This window comes from Trichocoleus sp. DQ-A2 (assembly GCF_039961915.1).
GTDB lineage: Bacteria > Cyanobacteriota > Cyanobacteriia > Cyanobacteriales > FACHB-T130 > FACHB-T130.
This window is the reverse complement of record NZ_JAMPKD010000021.1, coordinates 90821-115660: the sequence shown is the minus strand read 5'-3', so window position 1 is coordinate 115660 and position 24840 is coordinate 90821. Positions and strand designations below refer to the sequence as shown.

Genomic DNA, 24840 nt, shown 5'->3' with positions numbered 1-24840 from the left:
TGAGTTTCTCGGCTTAAATCTCTAATAAATCTCATAAGTCTCTTGTTTTCTTGACTTTTGTTTTAGCTTATTCTACTTTTTATTATGTGTAATTTATTTTACATAAGCACTTATCAGGTTTTACGCCCTTGAACTTCAATTTGAAACCGGATGCAAAAGAAGAGTTGGTAAAACGTGGAGCATCCGCTGCTAAGCTAGCACTGGTTGAATACAAAGTACGGATTCAAAAGCAAAAAGAGGATTTATTAAAAATAAATCGTGCGGAGGTGGTTTCTAAAATAGAAAAAGTAGTAAATCTTGATAAAGAGGTAGAAATAACAGAATCTGAATTAAAATCTAGACTAGAGCCTAATGGTAGTCGTCCACTAAAAGAAGCTTTAGAGTGGTTATCTAATCGAGATATGTTAGCAAAAAAAGCTGCCAAGGCTGCTTTAGAAAAGTTCCCTGAATTAAAAGAAAATAAGGATACTGTTAAAAGATTTTACTGGGAAATTGAGAAATATTTAGAGCTAATTTATAACTCTATACTAACTCGAAGAACAAATCTCTTGCGGGAGCCACCAATCCATCAAACTTTATCTAACCTTAATATTTATGCAGAAGCTTTGAATGCTATAAAAAATAGGATACCGGAAGATTTAGATATCTTGGCAAGACAGGAGATTGAACACCGAATAGACTACTTGAAACAAAGGATTACTTAGCAAAAACGAATATATACTATTATTACAGAATAGCTTTAATAATCTATACTTTGACGCTGTAGGAGGAGTTCAGCAATCGACTCAACACTCCTTTCTTTTTCTGCTAAGTCAAATATTTTTTGCTTTACTGCGCCTAGGATTTCTGAATGTACTCCTAATTTCCAGAGTTCATCTTCAAGCTTTAATTTTTCGTTCACAAGGCTTTCATGTAGATTCCGCAGGTCAGAATCAGACAATGAGTTGTAATTCATATGGATAGCTTGCAAGTAGTAGGTTTCTATCTAGAACTTACCAGCTAGTTAATAATGATCCGGATCGAGAGGTAAAAATTTTAAAAAAAAAGGGAAGCGATCGCACAACTCGAACAAACCAAGACGCGATCGCTATTTAATTTAAGTTACTCCAACAACCAACCAAATAACTCCCCTACTGTAAGTCGCAGATCACTAGCAAAAGATGGTACAGGAAGTTGCTAGTTCTGGATCATCAAATACTTCTAAAAGTTGAGTTGGAAGATAAAAAAACACTGTTTGCTCTTTTGGATCGATCAACCAACCCATTAGAGTTGCATATTTTAGACAATGCAGAATTTTTTTGGTGATTTTCGTTTGGCTTTGGTCGGGAGATAAGATTTCAATTACCCAATCAGAAGCTATTTGAAAAACGTTAGCAATTTCGCCATTCTCATCGCGGGGAATTTTATCCCAGGTAAACACTGAGACATCAGGAACAATTGAACGTCCGTCAAAAGTACATCGCAGTTCTGAAAAAGCTCTTGCAACACGTTGAGGTTTAACAACTGCATTGATAGCAGTGGGTAGTTCTGTTTGAATTATGCTGTGTTTCCCCAGCGGCATAGGCTTTTGAATAATTTGACCATCTATGTATTCGCTAGCGGGTTTGGTTTCAGGTAGCTTCAGAAACTCTTCCAAGGTTAAGGGTTTAGATGGTGTCCTGACCATTTGCGATCGCCTCCAAAAAAACTCAGACGAGCTTTGCTCTCTATTTTACGGGTCGCATTCAGCGGACGCAGCCGGAATCAAACTACGATGTCCGGCTTGTTTATACCGAATGGCGGGGTCGCTATTGCTGAGGTGTATATATACTTTTGTGAAATTAAGAAAATAGATTTCTATCTCAGGAGGAGTAAGGATGTACATCGTACAAATTGCCTCTGAATGCGCTCCGGTCATCAAAGCTGGTGGTTTGGGAGATGTCGTTTACGGGCTGAGTCGGGAGTTAGAAAATCAGGGAAATTGCGTCGAGCTGATTTTGCCTAAGTACGATTGCATGCGGTACGACCACATCTGGGGACTCCACGATGCTTACCGCGACTTGTGGGTACCCTGGTATGGCGGTAAAGTCCACTGTTCTGTTTATTGCGGTTGGGTACACGGGCGGGTGTGTTTCTTTATCGAACCTCACTCTGAAGATAATTTCTTCAATCGAGGCTGTTATTACGGGTGCAACGATGACAATATGCGGTTTGCGTTCTTCAGCAAAGCCGCTTTAGAATTTCTACTGCAAAGCAACAAAAGACCCGATATCATTCATTGCCATGACTGGCAGACCGGCTTAATTCCAGTCATGCTCTTCGAGAATTACAAGTATGAGATGGGTCTTCAACGGGTTTGCTACACCATTCACAATTTCAAACACCAAGGGATGGGCGGTCAAGAGACCCTGTGGGCAACCGGGCTGAATAACGAATCTTACTACTTCACTTACGATCGCCTGCAAGATAACTTCAACCCTTTTGCCTTGAACTTTATGAAAGGGGGGATTGTTTATGCCAACGCTGTGACGACCGTTTCGCCTCACCATGCTTGGGAAGCTCGCTGCACGGAGATTGGCTCTGGTTTAGGTCATACCTTACATCTGCACCAGGACAAATTCACTGGCGTACTCAACGGCATCGATCATGATTTTTGGAATCCCGAAAGCGATCGCTATATACCCGCTCATTACAGCAAAGAGAATCTAGAAGGGAAAGCCGAGACTAAAAAAGCCCTCCGGGAGAGACTTCTACTTCGCGACGTTGATAAACCCATCGTTGCTTACATCGGTCGCTTAGACGCTCAAAAAGGCGTTCATCTTGTCCATCATGCGATCTACTACGCACTCAACAATGGGGCGCAATTTGTGTTGTTGGGTTCGGCAACGGAACCGGGAATCAATACCCATTTCCAGCACGAAAAAGCCTTTTTGAATGAGAATCCTGACGTTCATCTAGAACTTGGCTTTAATGAAGAGTTATCCCACCTGATCTATGCAGGGGCGGATATGATTATTGTCCCTAGCAACTACGAACCCTGCGGACTGACTCAGATGATTGGCTTAAAGTACGGCACGGTGCCAGTCGTGCGGGCAGTTGGTGGACTGGTGAATACGGTGTTTGACCGAGACTACGACCAAACAAAGCCCCCGGAAAAACGGAATGGTTTTGTGTTTGAGCACAGTGATGAGCCTGCGTTTGAATCAGCAATGGAGCGTGCTTTTAAGCTGTGGTACAACCATCCCGAAGAGTTTCGTCAGTTTGCGCTCCAGGGTATGGAGTATGACTACTCGTGGAAAGATCCAGGGGCGGAATATTTGAAGATTTACGACCAGATCCGACACAAATGAAGCGAAATTGCGATCGGTGGAATCTGTAAAGTAAGTCTTTTGTGGTTGTGCCTCGCTTTTGGGGGCACAATCTTACCTAACTTGGGTAGAGACGGCATTCTCTAACAAATTCAGTCAGAACTGCGATCGCGCGGCAGAACTCTTGTTGAGGGTTGGAGATTAGGCAACGACGAAAGCGATCGCCGAAGATTAATTTCCACGTAAATTTTGGTAACGATAAAAGGCGTAGGTGTCAAACATGGCTCCAGCAACGCTACAGGTAAAACCGATTACGAGGAGACCTTCAATGGAACATCCGCTGCCGAAGACGGTAAGAAACTCTAAAATTACCGCTCTGCCGCACTGACTGACTGCTTCAAGGAGGGGAATGTAACCTAGTATGGACAGACTTGCCAACACACTAGCGAACAGCAGAATCGGGGCGGTGAAGCTAAGAAAACTCGTCAAGAGTAGGGAACGGAAATAGTTAGGCAAAATGTTCATGAAACTGTAAGTGCGAATGAACTGCCGAGCGGGGAATTGGGAACGTTACTTTGAACCTCTATATACGATAGAAGCGATCGCTGTCACTATCCCGATCTGTCAGAAATCTTAAATAAACCTTAAAAATCTTGTTTAAAGTCCGTAAATATATCTCAGGAATCTCCCAGCGATTCCCCAGCCCCGCGCCCAGAGTGCTGAGCCAGAGCCGTGCGAACAGTACAAAAGAGATTCTTGTAGGTCGTCGCCACTCATCAGCTATGCTTTACAAAGTCGTTGAGTCAGCAGGACATCCTTGAGCGAGACTCCTTCCAGTTCCAGCTTAGAGTTATGGGGTCAGCGGTTGCTGGCGGCGATTTTGCTGGGTGGGCAGGTGGTCGTTCACCTTCTGACAAAAAAAATCCATCGGCGCAACACCCTCGACCAAATGGCGATGGTTGGCCCAGAATCGCTCTTGATTGCGTTGGTAACAGCCGGTTTTGTCGGCATGGTATTCACCATTCAGGTGGCGCGAGAATTTGTCAACTTGGGTGCGGGCAGTGCTGTGGGCGGAGTGTTAGCGCTTTCCTTATGCCGGGAACTTGGCCCTGTCCTGACTGCCGTGATTTTGGCAGGACGAGTCGGTTCGGCGTTTGCCGCTGAAATTGGCACGATGCGCGTCACCGAGCAAATCGACGCCCTCTATATGCTGAAAACCGACCCGATTGATTACCTAGTGATTCCCCGCGCGATCGCCTGCTGCTTAATGCTGCCAGTTTTAACCATTTTGTCTATCCTCACTGGCATGGCAGGGGGATTGCTCATTGCCAGAAATCTCTACGGAATTGCCCCAAATGTATTTTTAGAGTCTGCCCGGAATTTCCTGCAAGTCTGGGATTTGTGTAGTGCCTTAATTAAGGCATTTTTCTTTGGGGCGCTGATTGCCGTAATTGGTTGCAGTTGGGGCTTAACAACCACTGGGGGAGCAAAAGGTGTTGGACAATCGACCACCACAGCAGTCGTCACAGCTTTGCTAGCTATCTTTATTTCTAACTTTTTCTTATCGTGGTTGATGTTTCAGGGAACGGGCAGTGCCGTACTTAAAGGGGTCTGAGGCGGAAAACCTTTAAAATAAATAAAGTTGCAATCCTGAGCTTGAATCTCGAATCAGGATTTGAACTGCCGCCCCACTTCAGCTTGAACGCTAAGAAAGTGGGTAGGTCTAGTACGATAGTTTACAATATCGGGTTTATGCCTGTGACTACTACTACATCTTCTTTACCTTCACAAACTGTTGAACTGGCACCCAGCTACGCAATTCCTTTGGTGTTAGTAGCGGCTTCGATTGGGCTGTTATTCGTTCAACCTTGGGTGAGTTTAGCGATCGCTGCATTTGGTTTGTTCTTGCTGTTTCAGGCGGCAACGATTCGCCTGCAATTCACCGAAACAGCATTAGATGTTTATCGTTCCCAAACCTTAATTCGGCGTTTTCCCTACCAAGAATGGCAAAATTGGCAGATATTCTGGACTCCAGTGCCGATTCTGTTTTACTTCAAAGAAGTTAAAAGCATTCACTTTTTGCCGGTTCTCTTCGATCCCAAAATGCTAAAAACTTGCTTGGAACAACGCTGTCCAAAAGCAAGTGCGTAGGGATACACAGATGCGCGTCCTTACAGATGAGTAGTTAATTGTTAGTTGTTAAGTGTTAATTGTTAGATGAATTCAGACGAACCTCAAACCCAAGAACAAGAACAAGAGCAAGAACAAAAGCAACAGCCAGTTGTTGAAGCATCGGACAATTTAGAAGCGCCAGAAGAGGAAACTGTAACTGCCGATCCAGCCTCAGACAATCTTATAGCATTACAAATTGCCGCTGTTGTGGAGGCATTTGATGATTCAGAAGCGGAAATTGCCGCCGTTGTTGAGGAATCAGATAATTCTGAGGAGCCTGAGGAGCCAGATATAACTGTAGTCGCCGTTGTTGAGGAATCAGATAATGCTGAGGAGCCAAATATAACAGTAGCGATGGAAAATTCCGTCTCTGTTTTAGAGCAACGGGTGGCTGATTTACAACAGCAGGAAGAGGCATTAATTCAGGAAATTGCCGCCCTGCAAGCTTCTCATAATAAAGTTCTGCAAGACCAGCTGGCTCAAACCCAAGCGGCGTTAAACCGTCTGGTGCAGGAGTCTTTGAACGATCTGGAACAACGCAGACAAACACTACAAATTTCCGTTGAACAACTGGAACGACGACGGGAACGCATCCGAGAGGAAATGCGAAGAACCTTTGCTGGCACCTCCCAAGAATTAGCCATTCGGGTGCAAGGCTTTAAAGATTATCTGGTCGGTAGCTTACAAGATTTGGTAGTAGCGGCAGAAGAATTGCAACTCCAGAAGGAACCAGAACCCCCGAAGGCAGTTCCAGTCGTGGAAGAGTCGAAGGCTGCATCGCCTGTAAACCCCAAATTTACAGAACAGAGCTTTCAATCAACTGCAAAACAAATTCGCAGTATTTTAGACCAGTACCGGACGCGACCTGACTATTATGGCCCGCCCTGGCAATTGCGTCGTACCTTTGAGCCGGTTCATGCGGAGCGAGTTGCGAACTGGTTTTTCACGCAAGGAGGAAGAGGCGCTTTGCGGACAATGGGCAGTCGCCTGCAAAATATCCTGATTGCTTCTTCCGTCATCTCGGTATTAAGCACGCTGTATGGCGATCGCGTTCGTGCCCTGATCCTCGCTAACTCCCCAGAACGATTGGGAGAATGGCGGCGGGGTTTGCAAGACTGTCTGGGCATTTCCCGCTCTGATTTTGGTCCAGAACAGGGAATCGTTTTGTTTGAATCCTCAGAAGCAGTTGTGCAAAAGGCAGAGCGTCTCGTCAAGGAACGGCAGATGCCGCTGATTATCATTGATGAGACAGAAGATCAAATTAATCTGTCGCTACTGCAATTTCCCCTGTGGTTAGCTTTTGCACCCGATCCTCAGCAGATGTCCGCCGATATGAGATATTAGCGACAGACTAATTGAGCTACAAGCAAGAGGCGTTAGATGGGTCTACAGCTGGCTTTAAGTGGGGCATTGTTAATCGCAGCCTATCTCTTAGGCTCGATTCCTACGGGTTATTTGGCAGGACGCTGGCTCAAAGGGATTGATATTCGAGAGCAGGGATCTGGTTCTACAGGTGCCACCAATGTTCTCAGAAACTTGGGAAAAGGGCCAGCCATCGCGGTGTTACTGATCGATCTATTTAAAGGAGTCGGCGCGATCGCTTTGGTTTACGCCTTCTATGCCTTCGCGCCAACTTTTGCGCCAACGTCTGTCCTGCCTGTCACCTGGGAATCTTGGTTAGTCGCTGGCACCGGATTCGCTGCCAGCATCGGTCATAGTAAATCTGTCTGGCTGAACTTCACGGGCGGGAAATCAGTTGCCACGAGCCTGGGCGTTTTATTTGCCATGTCCTTACCTGTGGCGTTGGGAACAGCAGCGGTGTTTGGCACAGTTATTGCCTTTTCCCGAATTGTTTCCCTCGGTTCCATTGCGGGTGCGATCGCGGTTTCGGTTTGGATGTTAATTTTCAAGCAGCCGTTACCTTATCTAATCTTTGCGATCGCTGGCGGTATCTACGTCATCTGGCGACACCAGAGCAACATTGAGCGTTTACTTGCCGGTACCGAACCCCAAATCGGTCAAAAATTATCAACAGAACCCGAACAAAGTTCCTAACTTATTTCCTAACTTATAAAGATGCGTAGGCGTTTTGATACTAAACGTCATTTTGCTCCTTACTCGTTTTTATGCTATTATCTCCCGGCGTAACCAAGAGTTAGCCCACCTTTTCACTACCAGCATGGTGCTAACAGCTAGTGCCATGCTAAATAGTAGATTATCCAGCCTAATTGCTCTCTGGGTTCCAATCGCTAATACGGCTTCTAATATTAGAGATGGAAATAAAATTCCTCCAAAAAGCAATACGGCATAAAAAATAAGTTTTCCTCTGGCTCTTGCACTAATGAGTGCTAGAAAGAAGCCAATAGGGATAAAAATCAATCCATAATAGAAAATCTTGTAGATTTCTAGATTAATACTATTAGCATCAAAAGGTAATAGCTGAAAAATCATCACCTCTGGAATCAGTTTCAGCGAGTAAGGTTGTTTCAATCCATCTATATAAATTTTAAGAATTGACCCTTCATAGGTAAGAAGTATCTGATGATTCTTGGTGTCACCAAAAACATTTGGAACAGCTAGTTGATAGCTTGTTGCATTTTTTCCGGTGACTGGAGTTCGCACTCGAAACACCAAATCCGCTCCCTTTTGCCCAAGGGTAAAATTGCGGCTTTCATCATCTGCTGAAAGGGAAATAATTCGAGCAGGGCCAGCCTGCATTGTGTCAGCAGTAGCAACAACAGCACCTATTGTAAATTGAGAAGTTGCGGCAATCTTTTGTGTCATCAAGGCTACAGAGCTTTTTGTCTCTAGCCAATGATTTGAATTGAGCGAAACACCCCTTTTATCCTGAGTAGTTGGGGAATTTTCTCGCCAAGATAAATCTGGAAGGTGCCCAGTTAAATCGGGGTAACTACCTGTACCTGTCAATTGATATACAGCTACTAGGTCTTTTTTGATTGCAGAAAATGGGATTTCTGAGGAAAAGGCGGATTCTGCTTCTTGATCTGAAACTGCTTTATTCGCGACGTATAGCTCTGAAATATATCCTTTCCAAGGTCTATTTCCGGTTGGCTCGTTGCCAAGACTCAGCGGGAAAGTGTGATTCCAATTACTGAGACTTCCAGAATTTTGCCAAAGGAGCGTCGTTATAAAAATCAATATAATATATCCAATAAAAGCAGCCGTTAACTTTTTGATTGAAAGAAAACTCTTACTACTTCTAACAAGATTTAAGGCTGCTCCTAGGATTTTATCTTCCCCTAAACGAAAGCTTAAAGAACCGATAAAAGCCCCTAGGATACTAGCACCAATATCGACTAAAGAGGAACTTCGAGAAGGAATAAATAGCTGTAAAATCTCAATCGTAAAACTTAAACAAAAAGAAGTTAATAAGATGAAACCAAGTGTCTTGATACCTGGGAATCTTTTTCGCTGCATCAAGCAGGAAAAGACGAAACCAAAGGGGGAGAATAATAAAACGTTAGTGATTAAGTCGTAAAAATTTCTTAATTTAAAAAATTCTGAAGTGAGAAAGCGATAATTTATTTTACTAGCATTCTCTTTAAAGGCAAAATCATAAGGAAAAAGTGTAACGACCAGTATCAGCAAAAGGCTAAAAATAAAGACTTTATTTGCCCATTTTTGCCGCATAAAGGATTTTTAACAAATCATTTTACTTTTGGCAGCCGGAAAAGAGTATTCAGCGATGCATTAACGACCAAGCTCCTGAGAGCGCCGAGAAGCCGCCACCACTGCCTCAATCAAAGCCGAGCGGAAACCAGCCCTTTCTAACTGGGCAATCCCAGCGATGGTGGTACCTCCAGGGCTAGTCACACGGTCTTTGAGTTGAGCGGGATGCATTCCCGATTCGTGCAACAGATGGGCAGTCCCCAAGACGGTTTGCAGGGCTAACGAAGACGCGATCGCTCTTGGCAATCCAGCCGCTACCCCACCATCTGCGAGTGCTTCCACCATCAGCGCCACATAAGCGGGACCCGAACCCGAAAGTCCTGTCACCGCATCCATTAAGGATTCTGGCACTTCAACGACCTCTCCCACCGCTTGAAAGATCGCCTTTGCCTGTTCTAAGTGGCGTTCGGTGGCGTGCTGACCCAGCGCGATCGCACTCATTCCTGCCCCTACCGTCGCCGGAGTATTCGGCATCGCCCGAATTACTGGAGCCTGGGGAAAAGCTGCTTCCAGTTGACTCAAAGAAACACCCGCCATAATCGAAATCACCACTGGCGGCAACGCTTGGGCAGAAATTTCTTTCTCCAAGTCTGCCGCCACCGCTGCAAACACTTGAGGTTTAATCGCCAGTAACAGCACATCCTTTGCCGCCGCTACCGCCCGATTCTCTGCCGTCACCTGGATGCCGTACTGCTGCGCCAAAAAGTCTCGCCGCTCTTTTTGCGGCTCACTCACCAAGACTTCTTCTGTGGCATAAAGCTGTTTTTGCATCAGGCGGGATAACAGAGCTTCTCCCATTACCCCGCCACCAATCATGCCGAATTTAGTAGCCAACCTCGTCCCCCAATCCCTATCAGCATGAAAAGTCAGTTGTTGGCGGTCAGTTGTTTTTAGCCGTTACGACTGACTATTGACCGCTAACAAGCGTCTCGACTCAGAAATTTTACTGCGCCATCCGGGTCGGTTCGTTTGACCAAGCTGGGGAGGGGGCAGAGGGACGGGGAATCCGGACTTGTGGTTGAGGCACTTCGTGAACCACTCCAGTCTGGGTACTGACTTGAACACAGCTCGGTGTAAACAGAAAGATACTTTCGCCGATTCGCTCTTGGTGCCCATCGATTGCATAAGTGCCACCGGCAACAAAGTCTACAGCCCGTTGCGCCTGATCTGGGTCCATAATTGTCAGGTTTAGCACGACTGACTTCCGCTCGCGCAAAGCTTGAATCGCTTGGGGCATTTCTTCAAAAGAACGTGGCTCCATTACGACCACTTCCGAAATTCCATTCACCGAACCGGGCATCCCAATAACATTATTCATTGTTGTCCCCATTTCTATTTCTCTTGCAACAGGTGTGTTTGTCCGCGCCCGACGGCTCTGGCGACGTTCTTCTTCTGCTGTCGTCGGTTGAGGATGCTGTTCTTGATAGAGATTTTGGTACTCTTCTCCCTCGGCTTCTTCGTACTCGTCATACTCGTATTGAGCTGGCTCATTGAGACCCACGAAATCTCGTAGCTTAGAAAAAATATTATTCACAGTTCACGCTCCATCACGATTTAAGGTTAGACTTTGGGGCTGGGATCGCAGGGCACCCTTGAGGCAGCAGTCCTAGTTTAAGGAAACGACAATAACAATCATATAGTCGTGCTGGCAATATAATATCCGATGCCTCTTAATTACCCTACTCATCTGTTTGGAATAGATGTTGACATTTGTAAGCATAGTGGGGCTTTTCAGGATGCCCGTTCTCCAAAAAGAATTCGCCCCAAACGTATCATTGTTGCCCCAGATTGCACAGCTAGCGGGTAATCACCTGACATTCCCATGGATAGCTGCTGCATTTGAATATTTGACCAGTTTTGCTGTCTGATTTCATCGGCTAGTTTGCGGGTTCTATCGAAAACTGACAGGATTTCAGAAGCCTTGAGATCGAAAGGCGGGATTGTCATCAAACCTTGAATTTGCAGATTGTAGCACTCATTCAAGGCTGGTAAATCGGCAAGCAGTTGAGGAACTGTCCACCCATACTTGTTGGGATCTGGCAGTAGTTTCACTTGCAGGCAGATGAAGGGCGATCGCGACAGCTCAAGCGCCAGTTCGTTTAATCGTTGGGCTAATTTTAAACTATCTATCGAGTGAATCCACTGAAATTGTTCTAGGGCTTTTCGAGCTTTATTACTTTGGAGGTGTCCAATCAGGTGCCAGGTGATGTCTGGTAAATCTTGCAGTTGCGCTTGTTTAAGTTCAGCTTCAGAGATGCGACTTTCGCCGAAATCCCTTACTCCCGCTGCATAAGCTTCGCGCATGGCTTCAGGGGAAACCTGTTTCGTAACGGCGATGAGGCGGACAGATTCCGGCAGTTGCTGGCGAATTTCAGAAAGGCGTTGGGCGATCGCTCCAGTCATTTGACTTCACTTGAAAATAGACAGGGAAGCAAAAATTAAAAATGCTTGCATTAAAAAGAATTTTTTAATTTTGAATTGCTTGCCCCTATTGAAATGTTCGCTTATGAATAGCCTGAAGTTGGGTGTACTCCTCCATTTGACCGTTGCGACGGAGCATTCGCAAACGGTTTTCCACCATGAGGCGACCATCGCTGCGGGTAATCGGTTCAAACGTGATGCCAGTAGGACTGGTATTCACCAAAAAGAAGAGACGCTGGGCATATAGGGTCGTAAATAGTTCCTGGCTGTCCTCAAGCAGACACACTCTGTACAGTAAGCCAAATGTAGGGTGATTTAAATAGGTTTCGCTGCTCATTAACATCCACGCGAAGAATGCCCATCCCTAAGGGAGAGATTGGGAAAAGTCGAAGAGTTTAAGCGGCAGTGCGACTCACGCCAGCCGCTCTCTGTTGAAACCCAAGATGTTTCACTCTAGTTCAAACTATGCAGATGATAGCTTGTATTCGGGCACCTCAGAGAGAATGTTTGGGAATTGGCGACACTTTTCAGGGTGAGCAAACGAGGATAGCGGTGGCTACCGAATAATCGCCATCATGGCTGATGCTTAGTTGCCACTGACAATCTTCCCAGCCTGCTATCTGGGCGGCGGCTGAATGGTGAAGCAATACTTGCGGCGCACCCGTGGGTAAACGTCGAATCTCAATATCGGTGTAGCTGACTCCCCGCCATCCAGTTCCCAGTGCTTTCGCAACGGCTTCTTTTGCCGCCCAGCGCCCTGCTAGCTGGTTGATAGAAAGGCGACTGCTATCGCCCTGAATGTAGCCGCAATCTTTTTGTTCATCAAAAGTATAGACGCGCTGCAAGAAGCGATCGCCAAAGCGTTCAACAGCGGCTTTAATTCTAGGCATATAAACAATATCCGTTCCCAGCCGAATCATTCTGTTGCTAATTGCTAATAGAAGAGTGGCTCTTCAAAACCCTGTCTGGCAGCCATTCGCCAAAGGCACTGGACTGACTAATCCAGAACTAATCACTAATAACATTAAAACTTCCCAAGGCTGCCAGCAGAGCTTGCGCTTTGTGTAGAGACTCATGCCATTCCCGTTCTGGATCGCTATCGGCAACGATTCCCGCCCCAACTTGTCCGTAAACCATCGCTGCATTGGCACGATTGGGATAGAGGAGGGTGCGGATCAAGATATTTAAATCTAGGTGTCCGCGCCAATCGAGAAAGCCACAGGAACCATAAAACAAATTGCGCCGCACGGGTTCGAGTTCTTCAATGATTTCCATACAGCGGACTTTCGGACAGCCAGTGATAGTACCACCAGGGAAGAAGGCGCGAATCAGGTCAACCGCGTCGTAGTTTGGGCGAATTGTGCCGATGACGTTGCTCACGAGGTGCATGACATGGCTGTAGCGTTCAATTGTGAAAAGTTCGTTGACTTCTACTGAACCCCACTCGCACACACGCCCCAAGTCGTTCCGCTCTAAATCCACCAACATAATGTGTTCGGCTCTTTCTTTGGCATTGGCAATCAAGTCTTGCGCCAGATGCTCGTCGAGGGCGGGGGTAGTGCCGCGCGATCGCGTTCCCGCAATCGGTCGCGTTTGCGCTTGTCGATCTTGCATCTGAACCAACCGTTCTGGAGAACAGCTGATGAGTGCCCCCCACGGGGTCTGCCAATAGCTAGCAAAAGGAGAAGGATTGATTTGGTGTAACGCTTGATAAATTGCCCAAGGACTGGCGGTTACGCGGCTTTCAAAGCGTAGGGAAAGATTTGCCTGAAAGATATCTCCGGCTCGGATATACTTTTTCGCTTGCCGCACCGCATCTTCGTAATCAGTTTGGGGCGTCCAAAAATGGAAATGGGGGGATTTTGGATTTTGGATGGAAGATGCTGGCTCCTCTGCTATCCCGTACTGCGTTTGGCTTTCCAGCAACCTTTGCAGGGAATCGAGTTCGGCTTCATCGCTAGCGGCTAGCCATAGGGTTTGTTCCCAGTGGTCGAGGACAGCAAAGGATGCTGGTTCATACCAATAAGCAACCGGGAATGGTAGGGGGTCAGAATTTAAATTGGGTAGCTGCTCGATCTCCCAAGCGAGGTCATAACCAAGCCATCCCAGCCAGCCGCCAGTGAAAGGCAGGTCTGACGAGCTTAGGGACTCATCCCTGAAGGCAGAACGTTGCCGCAAGCGGCGTAGGAAGGGGAGGATCTCGCCAACGGGTGGAGTCCACACTGCTTGCACGCCATCTATAAAGCGCGGCGCACCAGCACAAATCGAATATCTGGCGATCGCGTTCTTGGCTTCAGGTGAGTGTTGAAGGAGCGGATTATAGGGACTTTCGAGTAGGGTAGCAATTTTACCAGCGTCCAGAAACAGGGCGGCGAATACTTCTGAGCCAGTTCGATGTTGTAGAGGAAGCGATCGCCAAAACCAAGGTTTCATATGAATTTTTAATTCTTAACTCTCCCATCCCCACATCAGCCGTGCCCCCCAAAGTACGACCAAACTCACCAGTCCCGCCCAGTCGCTCTTTTTGAGACGCAACTGGTGCCATTGGACGCGATGGCTATTGGGAGTGGTAAAGCCGCGAACCTTCATGGCGCTAGCAATTTGCTCGGCTCGTAAGAGGAGATTTTCTAACAATCGTTCGGCGACCATCAACCAAAGTTGCAGACTTTTGCGGATACCCAGTTTTTTCCAGTTAATTGCCCGTGTCCGCACGGAACGAACTAAATTTTGCACTTCTTCTAAAACCAGGGGAATAAAGCGCAGCGATAAAGTCAAAGTTAGAGCAATTTCTGTCACGGGAAATTTGAATGCTCGCAGCGGTCGCATCAAACTCTCGATCCCCGCAGTAATCTCCTCTGGAGCTGTGGTCAGCAAAAACAGGTTGGTGCTGTAAATTAAGGTAAATAGTAAGGTACTCACGTTAATCGCTAGCGCCAAGGACTTGCGAGTAATTTTGACTGGCCCTTGGTGGAACAGCACGTAACGGTAGTTTGAAGGGTTTTGAGAGGAGACTGGTTTTGTCGCCTTTGGTTTTTGAGTTGCAGCGGATTTGACAACTCCTGGTTTGGGAGTAGCAGTCTGAATAAAAGATATTTCATCGGCTGGGAGGCGTCGCTGAGAGTCCGCTCCTAGCCCATCGGGAGCAATCATGCTCAGGATGAACACAAAAAAGCACAGCATTAACAGCCAACCCATTTGTTGCTTCCATACGCGCAATGGAATCGCCGCCGTCACAGTAATGGCAACTAGCAGCACCGCCAGAGCGATGCGCCAGATGGGATTTGCCAGGACTGGAGCGATGAGAAAGCTCATCAACCAAGCTATTTTCACCCTGGGGTCGAGGTGATGCAGCCAAGTGATTGGTTGTTCGAGGTACAGCCCCAGAGGCAGCGATCGCAGTAAATCCATAGAAAATTAAAAATTAAACATTAAAAATTAAAAATGCAAAAATTCATTTTACATTTTTAATTTTTAATCGATTAAACGCGAGTAGCTCGGTTACTACGACTGCCCGCTTCCATCTCGCGGACTTTTTTCCCTCTCCAGAATAAGCGCACTGGGGTTCCAGTAAAACCCAACTGTTTTCGGAATTGACCTTCGATGTAGCGGCGATAGTTGTCATTGAAGCGTTTGGGATCGTTGACAAATAGCGCGATCGCTGGGGGTTGGCTGCTCACTTGGGTGCCGTAATAAATCTTGCCCTGACGCCCTTGACGGGTCGTGGGCGGGGAAACCCAAGAAATCGCTTCTTGTAGCACTTCATTAATTACAGCAGTCGTGACGCGGCGTTTGTGTTGTTCGGCGGCTGTATTCACTAAATCTAGAATTTTTTCCACCCGCTGACCTGTTTGAGCGCTGACAAAAATCGTTTCTGCCCAATCGATAAAGTTCAACCGTCCTTTAAAGTTGCGTTCAAACTCGTAGATGGTGTAGGAATCCTTTTCAACAGCATCCCACTTATTGATGACGATGACGCAAGCGCGACCTTCTTCATCAATCCGCCCAGCCAGTTTTTGGTCTTGTTCGGTGATGCCATCCACCGCGTCAATGACTAACAAAACCACGTCGGCGCGACGAATCGCTTTAAAGGCGCGATTAATCCCAAAAAATTCCGGACCGTATTCAACGTTTTTCTTTTTGCGAATCCCGGCGGTATCGATCAGTCGGTAGGTTTTACCGTTGCGTTCTACTACCATATCGATGGCATCGCGGGTCGTGCCAGAGATCGGGCTAACGATAGAACGATTTTCGCCGACAAAGGCGTTCAGCAAGCTAGATTTCCCGACATTGGGACGTCCGACAATGGCGACTTTAATTTCTTCAGTTTCTGGGATTTCTCCTGCTGGCACGATATAGGTAATCAGGGCATCGAGTAATTCGCCGGTACCACTCCCATGAATGCCAGAGACGGGGAAGGGTTCGCCCAATCCCAGTTCCCAAAACTCCATTGCTTGGGTGAGACCTTGTTCGGAGGATTCGCATTTATTCACCGCTAGCAGGACGGGCACGGGTTGTTGACGCAACCAGTCAGCGATCGTTTCATCCGCTGCTGTTAACCCACTCTGACCATCGACGACAAAGATTGCGGCACTCGCTTCTGAGAGTGCCAACATTGCCTGTTCCCGAATCAGGGGTAAAAACTCGGTGTCATCATTAAACACCAAGCCGCCGGTATCGACGATGACAAACTCCCGGTCTTCCCAGAAGGCGGAACGATAGGTGCGATCGCGCGTGACTCCAGGTTCATCATGCACAATGGCGTCTTGTACACCTGCCAATCGATTGACAAGAGTAGATTTGCCCACATTCGGGCGACCGATAATAGCGACAACAGGCAGGGACATAACCAGATATGCTCATCCGAGTGGATGATGACAGCTCCAAATTTATATTGTATCCATCCTGGATAGACGTGATGTTTTCTGCGGTGACTATCCATGACACATCAGCCAACGTTCGGAAAAGTTTTCGTGGCGATCGCTTTGGGTGCAGTGACGACTTTGACTGGATGCAGTTCGCTCGAATCCTCTGCCAACCCTGTAAAAGGGGAGGATTTAACCTTAGCCTCTACATCAACTACGGCATCCCAGCCAGCCCAGCCACTCAACACGCTTACAGGGCATTCTAAGTATGTGCAGGCGATCGCCATCAGTACCGATGGGCAGATTCTTGCCAGTGGCGGTGAAGATGGCACTATCAAGTTGTGGAATTTACCCAAAGGTATCCGCATCCGTACCCTAGCAGGACATATCAAACCCATTCATGCCGTTGCCATTAGTCCGGATAAAAAACTTGTCGCCAGTGGCAGTTATGACGGCACCATCAAGATATGGCAACTCAGTAACGGGGCACTCATCCACACCCTTAACGGGGATTCCACCTCAGTTTTATCCATTGCCATCAGTCCCGATGGAAAAACTTTAGCCAGCAGTGGTTTAGACAAGACGATCAAGCTTTGGCAGCTGAGCAACGGGGAACTCATCCGCACCCTGACGGGGAATTTAGATGCGGTGAATTGCGTTACCTTTAGCCCTGATGGGGGCACATTAGCCAGTGGTAGTGCCGATCGCTCGATCAACTTATGGAATCCGCGCACGGGCATCCGCATTCGCACCCTAGAAGGGCATTCTGACTGGGTAAATTCCGTCGCCTTCAGTCCCGATGGAAAACTCCTGGCGAGTGGCAGTAATGACGGCACCATCAAGCTGTGGAATCCTCGTAACGGGGAAGCGATCGCTACTTTGAAGGGAAATGCCACGTTAATTAATTCTGTTGCTTTCAGCCCCAAGGGACAGACAATCGCCAGCGGCAGTTTGGACAATGCAATCAAACTGTGGAATCCTCGCACTGGCGAACTCAAAAGCACTCTGGCAGGAGATGACAGTAAAGTAAATTCCTTCGCTTTCAGTCCCGATGGGCAAACTTTAGCGACTGGCAGTCATGATGGCAGCATTAAGATTTGGCAGGTGCCTGCTCAAGAGTGAATAGGAAAGTTTTTCTGATTAACAATTTTCAAGTGGATATGATGCCAGCTTTTCAACTTTCCTCTGCCATTGTCCGTTGCGGTGCAAATTTAAAAACGCGATCGCCCTGAGTAACAATTGGGATAATTTACTCCTTTCGCCACCCAGCAACTACACTGTAGATTTTGAGGGTCAGACGTAAATACCTGCAACAGAGGTTAGCCATGTACGTATTGATTGGTGGAGCAGGACTGGTCGGGCTGGACTTAGCCCAACAATTAGTAGAATTAGGACACACGGTTGCCATCATCGATACCGATCCCACCGCCTGCCGGTATGCTCGCGAACAAGTCGGAGCGATGGCTTTTGAAGGCAGTGCCGTCAGTACGCAAGTGCTAATAGAGGCTGGAATTCGCAAGGCAGATGCGGTTGTTGCTGCCCTCCGCGATGATGCTTTAAATCTGGCAATGGTGACACTTGCCAAGCACTATGGGGTTTCCCATATTGTGACTCGGATGCGCCAAGGTGATTTTGCCGAACCTTATCGGATTGCCGGAGCGCATCATGTCATCAGTACGGTTGACCTAGCCGTGACCACAATGGTGAATGCGATCGAATATCCCCAAGTGGAATCGATGATGCACTTTGAGCAGGGTCAGGTAGAAGTCTTCAAACTCAAAGTTCCACCGGAGTCTGACATTGCGGGACATACCGTGTCACAAGTCGCTCAGGATTCTCGATTTCCCAGTGGTTCTTTAATTATTGGCTATCAATCCCATTCCCACACCGATCTCGTCATTCCAAATGGAAAGACCGTGTTAGAGGCGGGAGCAACCGTGCTAGTTGTTACGAAATCGGAAAAGTTACATCAAGTGATTGATTTCTTAGGATTGTGTTCTAGTCATCTTCCAAACTTAGAAGTTGCTCGTTAATGGTTTTGATGCGTTCTTGCACCACTTCTTCTGAGAGAATTCGTCTGCGGAGGGCGTCATTGAGTACCTGCTTTTCTGCCAATAGTAATTGCCGACGAATCGTGTCTAATTTTAGGCGATCGCTACTTTCATCAGCAGAGTCTTCTGGACGCTGATTATATATCTCCCGCAACGTTCTTTCAGAAGCTGCCACTCGCACCTGATAAGCGGCTCGCATCTCTTCGTAGATTGATTTTGGTAAAACTCCCGATTTCAGGAGACTCTCTAATTCATCCTGCGCTGCTTTGGCAGTCATCAATTGAGCTTGCAATTCTTCGATCTGCTGCCGTGATTTTGAATGCTGATCGAGCTTTAAACGTCTTACAAACCCCGGTAAACTTACTCCCTGCCCCACCAACGACAGCAGCACAATCCCTAAGACAATGACAACCAGCTTATCTCGCCCTGGCAAATTAGCCGGTAAGCTTAAAGCCAAGGCGGTTGAAAGCGAGCCTTTAATATTGCCCAAAAAGAGAACGTGCCGCCATTTCACAGGAATGGGTTTGTCAAAAAAACGCACCAAGTCCAAGAGTGGATAAACGGTGAGTGCCCTCCCGACTTGGTAGGCAATCAGTGCGAGAAGAACGGCGGGTAGCGTCTGCCAAAGGGTGATGAGATTAATCTCTAAGCCGATGAGTAAGAAAATAAAGGTATTAACACCAAACCCGGCAAATTCCCAGAAGCTGAACAAGGTCACTTGAGTGGAAGCAGAGGTACTGCGAGAAACCCCCAGGTTGCCGACAATCAGTCCTGCCACCACAACCGCAACCACGCCGGATACGTGGAAAAATTCGCCTAGTTGAAAGGCTCCCAGCGCTACGGCAACCGTGAGTAGAATCACGCTGAGAGGATCGTCTGCTTGGCTAAATAAACCAATACTGAGATAGCCCAAGGCTAAGCCAACTAAGATTCCGCCGACAATCACGAACAAAAATGCTTGTACGACATCAAGGGGCGTTAATGACCCAGTTGAATTTGCAGTCAAGATTAGGCTAAATAAGACTAGCGCCACATCATCGTTGACTAAGCTTTCACCTTCTACGAGCGTGACCAGTCGGTGGGGAACAGATACTTCCTTGAAAACCGCAATCACTAAGGCGGTATCTGTAATTGACAAAATGACCCCAACTAGCAAGGCGGGAACCCAATCTAAGCCCAGTTCTAGTTTCAGCAAGACTGAGGTGATGGCAGCGCAGAGGGGAAAGCCCACTCCGGCTAACAAAGCAATGGGTTTAAATGTGCTGCGTAGACGACTGACGTCGGTATTAATTGCCGATTCAAACAGTAGAATCGGCAAAAAAAGATTAAAAATCAGGGAGGAATCGAGACGGATGCGACCTGGCAAAAGCTCTGTAATCGCTAACCCTGCCAATACTAACCCTGTAATGTAGGGAATCCGAAATCGTCGAGATAGTAAGGCAACCCCCGTGGCAACCAACAACAAGACGATCAGAAAAATGACTAATTCAGCAACATTTCCCTGATTCTCGCTGCCTGTGACCGTCGGGACTGCCATGAGCGATCGCTCGCTTAGCCACTGCATAGCGCGTACTCACAAGTGATGAACGATACACCGAGGGTCAGGTTCTACAAAACTGCCCTTAGTATCTTAAAGGATGAGCTACGATGCTTTTGTTCTGAGTTAGCAGTCGTCACCTTCAAGGGTACGCTTTCGCGGACTTTGGCTGCGGTTAACGCTTCCAGAGATTTTCGCCTGCGATCGCAGGCTTGGTTGGTTTAGCCCCTGGCGGAAGCTTGTGGGCTTATATGACAGGTTTGGGAATCCGATGAAAAAACTCTTAGTTACAGGTGCCAGTGGTTTTTTAGGATGGCATCTTTGCCAACTAGCACAACCAGAATGGGAGGTTTATGGAACTTATTTTTCTCATTCTCTAGCGATTCCTGGCGTAAATTTGCTGAAAGTTGAGTTAAAAGATTATCAGGAACTCAAGCATCTGTTCCAAGAAATTCAGCCAGATGGAGTGATTCATACCGCCGCGCGATCGCAACCTAATTTTTGCCAACAATATCCTGATGAATCCTACCCGATTAATGTCACTGTATCTAGTAATATTGCCGGACTTTGTGCGGATGCTTCGATTCCTTGCGTTTTCACTTCAACTGACTTAGTTTTCGATGGTTTAAACCCTCCCTACCGGGAAGCAGATCCCGTGTCTCCTGTCAATGTTTACGGGGAGCAAAAAGTGATGGCGGAGGAAGGGATGTTAGAACGTTATCCGATGACTGCTGTTTGCCGAATGCCTTTAATGTATGGGATGGCAACGCCTACCGCCACAAGTTTTATGCAGCCATTTATCGAAATGCTGAGAGAGGGGAAAGAATTAAGTTTATTTATCGATGAATTCCGAACGCCAGTTAGCGGAACAATGGCAGCAAAAGGGCTTTTATTGACATTGGAGAAAGTAAACGGACGCCTTCATTTGGGCGGAAAAGAGCGGATATCGCGCTATGAGTTCGGACGTTTATTAGTGGAAGTGTTGCAACTTCCTGAAGGGGGGCTTAAATCTTGCCGACAAGAAGATGTGAGAATGGCTGCACCAAGACCAACGGATGTTTCTTTAGATAGTTCAAAGGCTTTTGAATTAGGATACTCGCCTTTATCTGTACGGGAAGAATTAGCGGCATTGCGGGAGAAGGTTTGAGATTAATTGTTTAAACAGTTGTCATTTGGAACCTCACCCCCAGCCCCTCTCCGCAGGCGGAGAGGGGTGCCGGAGGCAGGCAGGAATAAGTTCAAGTGGCTTATGAAATGTACATATTGAGTAGTAAAAATATTCACTAACGAGATTGATAGGCTTGCCAAAAATACAGCCCATTTGTGACCAAAAGCAGCGTCATTACTACAAGGAAAAAATCGATGATTAATTCAGCAGAATGTCCCAAACTTATCTGGATAATTTGCCATTCTATAAATGCAAGTACCCACATAATTTCTGCCTTATTCCAGTCTAATAAATTAAGAGCTAGCTGATATTGTTTAGCGACATTCTGCTCTGTAATCCCCCAAATATAATTAAAGGTATGAGGAAACTGACGCAGCACTGTAAACGCTACATAAAGTAAAATCGCTAAGCTGGGGAAAAGCCAGATTAATTTTTTGCTACCCGTAGCATCTGGTTTGCCTCCCATCTCAAAATGGATGGGAATACTGTTGGGTAGATTTGCCCAAGATTGCAGGGTGATTACAATGATGCAGAAAATCCCTACAACAGCGGCTATTTCTAATACCCAACTAATAGGCGATCGCGCTATTGTCAAAATCGGTCGTTGATTCGATGGATTCCTAGTCATAGGCTTAATTGCTAGGTGAGAACGGCATATATTTAAAACACAGTTTATCTCTAAAGTCAATTGCCTTAATTAGAGAAAAGTTAGTAAAGCCATCAATCTTAACATTGGCAGATAGAGGGTTGATGGGCTACAACCAAATGGCAAGCATAGCCAACCTGTGACAGATGGTACTGGAATTTACAGCAGCAAAGATTGCAGAAATTGCCTTTGGCGGAATGATAGAAGGTGGCGCTGGTAAGTTGACGGAAATCGCCATTGAAAAGTTAAATCTGCTACGGCAGAAGATTTGGAATCAATTATGGGGTAATCCGGAGGCAGAAAGAGCCATTAAAGCCGTTGAGCAAGGCTCGAAGTCCGAATTAGTGCAGGTTACTGAATATTTGCAGGCTTGCATGGATAAAGAGCCAACCTTTGCCCAAGAGATTCAAGCACTTGCCAGAGAAATTAATGGCAGCAACCTGGAAGACAACAGCAGCATGAATCAGAGTAACTACGACAGCAGTAAAGGCTATCAAGTCAAAGCTGATACAGTTGGGCATATTGGTGACGTTATCAATAACCCCTGACTGCTGGTAGTCAACCAGGGAACAAACCCTCAACCCGTTCAAAAAACACCGAACCTCGATGAAATGCGCCCTAGCTTGGATTATTGGCAAGGGCGCACGGAGGAACGGCAGAAAATCGGGGGATGGATGGCGGATGGAAATATCCGGCTGATTGGCATTACGGGTTTGGGTGGCTTTGGCAAATCTACTCTGGCTGCCAAAATCTACGAAGAAGATAGGGCTGAGTTTGATAAAAAATTCTGGGTAGATGTCAGCCGCCGCGTGACTTTTAGCGAGTTGGCGCGACGAGTTTTGCTGCGGTTGGGGCTTTCCTCGTCAACTGTGGAGGCAATTCCAGAATTGTCGCTGGTGGATGCGTTGGTGAACCATCTGCGGGAGGGGCGGTATTTACTTGTCATAGACAACCTGGAAAGTTTGCTGCAACAAAATGGGCAATGGTTGGATGCTATTTACGAGCAGTTTTTTCACGGCTGGTTGGGATGTGGCGGTAAGAGTGTCATTCTGGTAACGACGCGGGAACGCCCGGATTTGCCAGAAATTAAGTTGCAATGGCTTCCTTTGCCGGGATTGTTACCAGCAGAGGGGGCTAATTTGTTAGGGGCTTTGGGGATTCTGGGGACTGAGACAGAATTGCTAGATTTTGCGAAAAAGGCAGAGGGACATCCCTTGCTGCTGACGCTGGTTGCAGGTTTTTTGCGGGCAGAGGAGGAATCAGATCCGCAGATTAGTCACTTGCAGAGGTATGGTTTGGCTGACGTAGCCCAGCTAGTGACTGACGAGAAGCTGAAAGGGTTGCACCGGGGCAACATTGATATCTGGATGCGCCTGGTGTTAGATGCCAGCTTTAACCGCCTTAGTGACAAGTTGCAAAGACTGCTACTAAATTTGAGTGTCTATCGGATTCCTTTCAATACAGCCGCAGCAGATGCCCAGTTGCCAGGAGAGAATGTATCGGAGCAAGATTTAAGGCAGTTGGCTAGATGTTCTCTGTTGCAGGAGGAAAGGGACAAGAACGGAGGGCGATGGTTTCAGTTTCACCCGTTCATTTTGGTGTATGTCAAGCAAAAGGCGGGCGATCTAACCGAGGCGCACCAAAAAGCGATCGCATACTACAAAGAAAATGCAAAATCAGAACCCTGGCAGACAAAAAGTGATGTAGCAGAATACCTAGAAGTTTTCTATCACTGCTATCAGTTGGGAGAGTATGATGACGCCTTCAAGACTATTCGCCTGTGTGACTATTTTCTAACTTTACGAGGTTACAACACTGACCTAGTTGAACTGTACGGAAAGTTAGTTGAAACATGGCAGCAAAATAACTCCGACAGGCGGAAATTCGCAGCTTCTCTAACTAGCTTGGGCAATGCTTACCGTTCTCTGGGACAATACCAAAAAGCAATTGATTACCATCAGCAGTCTCTGGCAATAACACAGGAAATTGGCAATCCCGATGGAGAAGCGACTTCTCTCAATAATTTGGGCATTGCTTACGATGCTCTGGGACAATACCAAAAAGCAATTGATTACCATCAGCAGTCCCTGGCAATAACACGGGAAATTGGCGATCGCAATGGAGAAGTGAATTCTCTCGGTAATTTGGGCAATGCTTACCGTTCCCTAGGAGAATACCAAAAAGCAATTGATTACTATCAACAGTCTTTGGCAATAAAACGGGCGATTGGCGATCGCAATGGGGAAGCGACTTCTCTCATAGGTTTGGGCATTGCTTACGATTCTCTGGGACAATACCAAAAAGTAATTGATTACTATGAGCAGTCCCTGGCAATATTCCGAGAGATTGGCGATCGCAATGGGGAAGCGGCTTCTCTCGGCAATTTGGGCATTGCTTCCAATTCTCTGGGACAGTACCCACTCGCCATTGATTACCATAAGCAGTCCCTGGCAATAAAACGGGAGATAGGCGCTCGCAATGGGGAAGCGAATTCTCTCATAAGTTTGGGCATGGCTTACGATTCTCTGGGACAATACCCACAAGCAATTGATTACTATCAGCAGTCTCTGGCAATAAATCGGGAGATTGGCGATCGCAAGGGAGAGGCGACTTCTCTCATAAATTTGGGCATGGCTTACGATTCTCTAGGACAATACCCACCAGCAATTGATTACTATGAGCAGTCCCTGGCAATATTCCAAGAGATAGGCGCTCGCAATGGGGAAGCGGCTTCTTTATTTAATTTAGGAATTACCTTAGCAAAGCTTGGTCGAAAATCAGAAGCCATTGCTGCTTACCAAAATGCCCACGATCTGTATCAAACAATGGGATTGGATGCAAATGTCCAAAATGCTGAGAATGCAATTCAAAGCCTTTCCAGGAAGACTAATATTTGGATGAGTTTGCCAAAAGCTATAGTCGGCTTTTTATTGCGATGGGTTTATCGCCTATGGCGACTGCTACACACCTTTCTCAGGCAACGATGAGTCAAGGACGATACCCCTT

25 protein-coding genes and 1 pseudogene are annotated in these 24840 nt (G+C 46.7%); 12 read left to right on the top strand and 14 right to left on the bottom strand.

From position 1 onward, the window contains the following. Positions 1-140 precede the first annotated feature (140 nt). On the top strand, positions 141-704 hold the full coding sequence (locus NC997_RS20120) for a hypothetical protein (protein ID WP_190525222.1): 564 nt from the start codon (positions 141-143) through the stop codon (positions 702-704). A gap of 35 nt (positions 705-739) precedes the next feature. Here NC997_RS20120 and NC997_RS20115 read toward each other — a convergent pair whose 3' ends face one another. Further along, on the bottom strand, positions 740-901 hold the full coding sequence (locus NC997_RS20115) for a hypothetical protein (RefSeq protein ID WP_190525220.1): 162 nt from the start codon (positions 899-901) through the stop codon (positions 740-742). Between the two features lie 200 nt (positions 902-1101). Next, positions 1102-1666 (bottom strand): annotated as a pseudogene (locus NC997_RS20110) (Uma2 family endonuclease). 190 nt (positions 1667-1856) lie between these two features. Here NC997_RS20110 and glgA point away from each other — a divergent pair. After that, positions 1857-3329 carry a glycogen synthase GlgA gene (glgA, locus tag NC997_RS20105; protein WP_190525218.1) on the top strand — a complete coding sequence of 491 codons (1473 nt, stop codon included), beginning with the start codon at positions 1857-1859 and terminating at the stop codon, positions 3327-3329. A 189-nt stretch (positions 3330-3518) separates the two neighbouring features. Here the strand turns inward: glgA and NC997_RS20100 are convergent, their stop codons facing one another. Beyond that, positions 3519-3812 (bottom strand): hypothetical protein, encoded by a 294-nt coding sequence (locus tag NC997_RS20100; RefSeq protein ID WP_190410742.1) that lies wholly within the window; start codon positions 3810-3812, stop codon positions 3519-3521. A 292-nt stretch (positions 3813-4104) separates the two neighbouring features. Between NC997_RS20100 and NC997_RS20095 the strand changes: the two genes are divergently transcribed. From NC997_RS20095 to plsY, 4 genes are all read left to right on the top strand, one after another. Next, positions 4105-4902: an MlaE family lipid ABC transporter permease subunit gene (locus NC997_RS20095; protein WP_190410743.1), complete on the top strand. Its 798-nt coding sequence runs from the start codon at positions 4105-4107 to the stop codon at positions 4900-4902. A gap of 137 nt (positions 4903-5039) precedes the next feature. Beyond that, on the top strand, positions 5040-5438 hold the full coding sequence (locus tag NC997_RS20090) for a DUF3119 family protein (protein WP_190410744.1): 399 nt from the start codon (positions 5040-5042) through the stop codon (positions 5436-5438). A 66-nt stretch (positions 5439-5504) separates the two neighbouring features. Then, positions 5505-6803, top strand: coding sequence for a DUF3086 domain-containing protein (locus tag NC997_RS20085; RefSeq protein WP_190525216.1), 1299 nt, complete (start codon positions 5505-5507; stop codon positions 6801-6803). A 36-nt stretch (positions 6804-6839) separates the two neighbouring features. Further along, positions 6840-7514: a glycerol-3-phosphate 1-O-acyltransferase PlsY gene (gene plsY / locus NC997_RS20080; RefSeq protein ID WP_190410746.1), complete on the top strand. Its 675-nt coding sequence runs from the start codon at positions 6840-6842 to the stop codon at positions 7512-7514. A gap of 69 nt (positions 7515-7583) precedes the next feature. Here the strand turns inward: plsY and NC997_RS20075 are convergent, their stop codons facing one another. The 9 genes from NC997_RS20075 to der form a co-directional block, all read right to left on the bottom strand. After that, positions 7584-9110 carry a VanZ family protein gene (locus tag NC997_RS20075; protein ID WP_190525214.1) on the bottom strand — a complete coding sequence of 509 codons (1527 nt, stop codon included), beginning with the start codon at positions 9108-9110 and terminating at the stop codon, positions 7584-7586. Positions 9111-9170: 60 nt separating this feature from the next. Then, positions 9171-9983: a pyrroline-5-carboxylate reductase gene (gene proC / locus NC997_RS20070; RefSeq protein ID WP_190525212.1), complete on the bottom strand. Its 813-nt coding sequence runs from the start codon at positions 9981-9983 to the stop codon at positions 9171-9173. 109 nt (positions 9984-10092) lie between these two features. Then, positions 10093-10683, bottom strand: coding sequence for a cell division protein SepF (locus NC997_RS20065; protein ID WP_190525210.1), 591 nt, complete (start codon positions 10681-10683; stop codon positions 10093-10095). 197 nt (positions 10684-10880) lie between these two features. Next, complete coding sequence (locus NC997_RS20060) at positions 10881-11552, bottom strand: YggS family pyridoxal phosphate-dependent enzyme (protein WP_190525208.1); 672 nt, start codon at positions 11550-11552, stop codon at positions 10881-10883. 85 nt (positions 11553-11637) lie between these two features. Beyond that, positions 11638-11907: a transcriptional coactivator PipX gene (gene pipX / locus NC997_RS20055; protein WP_190410751.1), complete on the bottom strand. Its 270-nt coding sequence runs from the start codon at positions 11905-11907 to the stop codon at positions 11638-11640. A 190-nt stretch (positions 11908-12097) separates the two neighbouring features. Continuing rightward, positions 12098-12490, bottom strand: a complete 393-nt coding sequence (gene acpS / locus NC997_RS20050; protein WP_190525206.1) for a holo-ACP synthase — start codon at positions 12488-12490, stop codon at positions 12098-12100. Between the two features lie 88 nt (positions 12491-12578). Further along, positions 12579-14003: an anthranilate synthase component I gene (locus tag NC997_RS20045; RefSeq protein WP_190525203.1), complete on the bottom strand. Its 1425-nt coding sequence runs from the start codon at positions 14001-14003 to the stop codon at positions 12579-12581. A gap of 15 nt (positions 14004-14018) precedes the next feature. Further along, complete coding sequence (locus NC997_RS20040; protein WP_190525201.1) at positions 14019-14978, bottom strand: CbiQ family ECF transporter T component; 960 nt, start codon at positions 14976-14978, stop codon at positions 14019-14021. A gap of 71 nt (positions 14979-15049) precedes the next feature. After that, positions 15050-16414 carry a ribosome biogenesis GTPase Der gene (gene der / locus NC997_RS20035; protein WP_190525200.1) on the bottom strand — a complete coding sequence of 455 codons (1365 nt, stop codon included), beginning with the start codon at positions 16412-16414 and terminating at the stop codon, positions 15050-15052. A gap of 93 nt (positions 16415-16507) precedes the next feature. On the opposite strand from der, the gene NC997_RS20030 reads away from it, so the two are divergent. Together NC997_RS20030 and NC997_RS20025 are read left to right on the top strand one after the other, a co-directional pair. Next, positions 16508-17554: a WD40 repeat domain-containing protein gene (locus tag NC997_RS20030; RefSeq protein WP_190525198.1), complete on the top strand. Its 1047-nt coding sequence runs from the start codon at positions 16508-16510 to the stop codon at positions 17552-17554. 203 nt (positions 17555-17757) lie between these two features. Beyond that, on the top strand, positions 17758-18465 hold the full coding sequence (locus NC997_RS20025; RefSeq protein WP_190432730.1) for a TrkA family potassium uptake protein: 708 nt from the start codon (positions 17758-17760) through the stop codon (positions 18463-18465). Here the strand turns inward: NC997_RS20025 and NC997_RS20020 are convergent. After that, a complete protein-coding gene (locus NC997_RS20020) occupies positions 18431-20020 on the bottom strand; it encodes a Na+/H+ antiporter (protein WP_347276051.1) in 1590 nt (529 codons plus the stop codon). The two genes, NC997_RS20025 and NC997_RS20020, sit on opposite strands and share 35 nt — an antisense overlap. A gap of 45 nt (positions 20021-20065) precedes the next feature. Here NC997_RS20020 and NC997_RS20015 point away from each other — a divergent pair, with 45 nt between their 5' ends. Together NC997_RS20015 and NC997_RS20010 are read left to right on the top strand one after the other, a co-directional pair. Beyond that, the gene (locus NC997_RS20015; RefSeq protein WP_190428592.1) at positions 20066-20245 is read left to right on the top strand and encodes a hypothetical protein; all 180 of its coding nucleotides are present in this window, start codon (positions 20066-20068) and stop codon (positions 20243-20245) included. Between the two features lie 46 nt (positions 20246-20291). Beyond that, entirely contained in the window at positions 20292-21167 is an 876-nt protein-coding gene (locus NC997_RS20010; protein WP_190525194.1) for an NAD(P)-dependent oxidoreductase, read from the top strand. A gap of 136 nt (positions 21168-21303) precedes the next feature. On the opposite strand, the gene NC997_RS20005 is transcribed toward NC997_RS20010, so the two are convergent. Then, entirely contained in the window at positions 21304-21816 is a 513-nt protein-coding gene (locus NC997_RS20005; RefSeq protein ID WP_190525192.1) for a DUF1648 domain-containing protein, read from the bottom strand. Between the two features lie 164 nt (positions 21817-21980). Between NC997_RS20005 and NC997_RS20000 the strand changes: the two genes are divergently transcribed. Beyond that, a complete protein-coding gene (locus NC997_RS20000; protein ID WP_199306050.1) occupies positions 21981-22382 on the top strand; it encodes a hypothetical protein in 402 nt (133 codons plus the stop codon). A gap of 63 nt (positions 22383-22445) precedes the next feature. Beyond that, positions 22446-24821, top strand: a complete 2376-nt coding sequence (locus NC997_RS19995; protein WP_190525190.1) for a tetratricopeptide repeat protein — start codon at positions 22446-22448, stop codon at positions 24819-24821. The last annotated feature ends 19 nt before the right edge of the window (positions 24822-24840 follow it).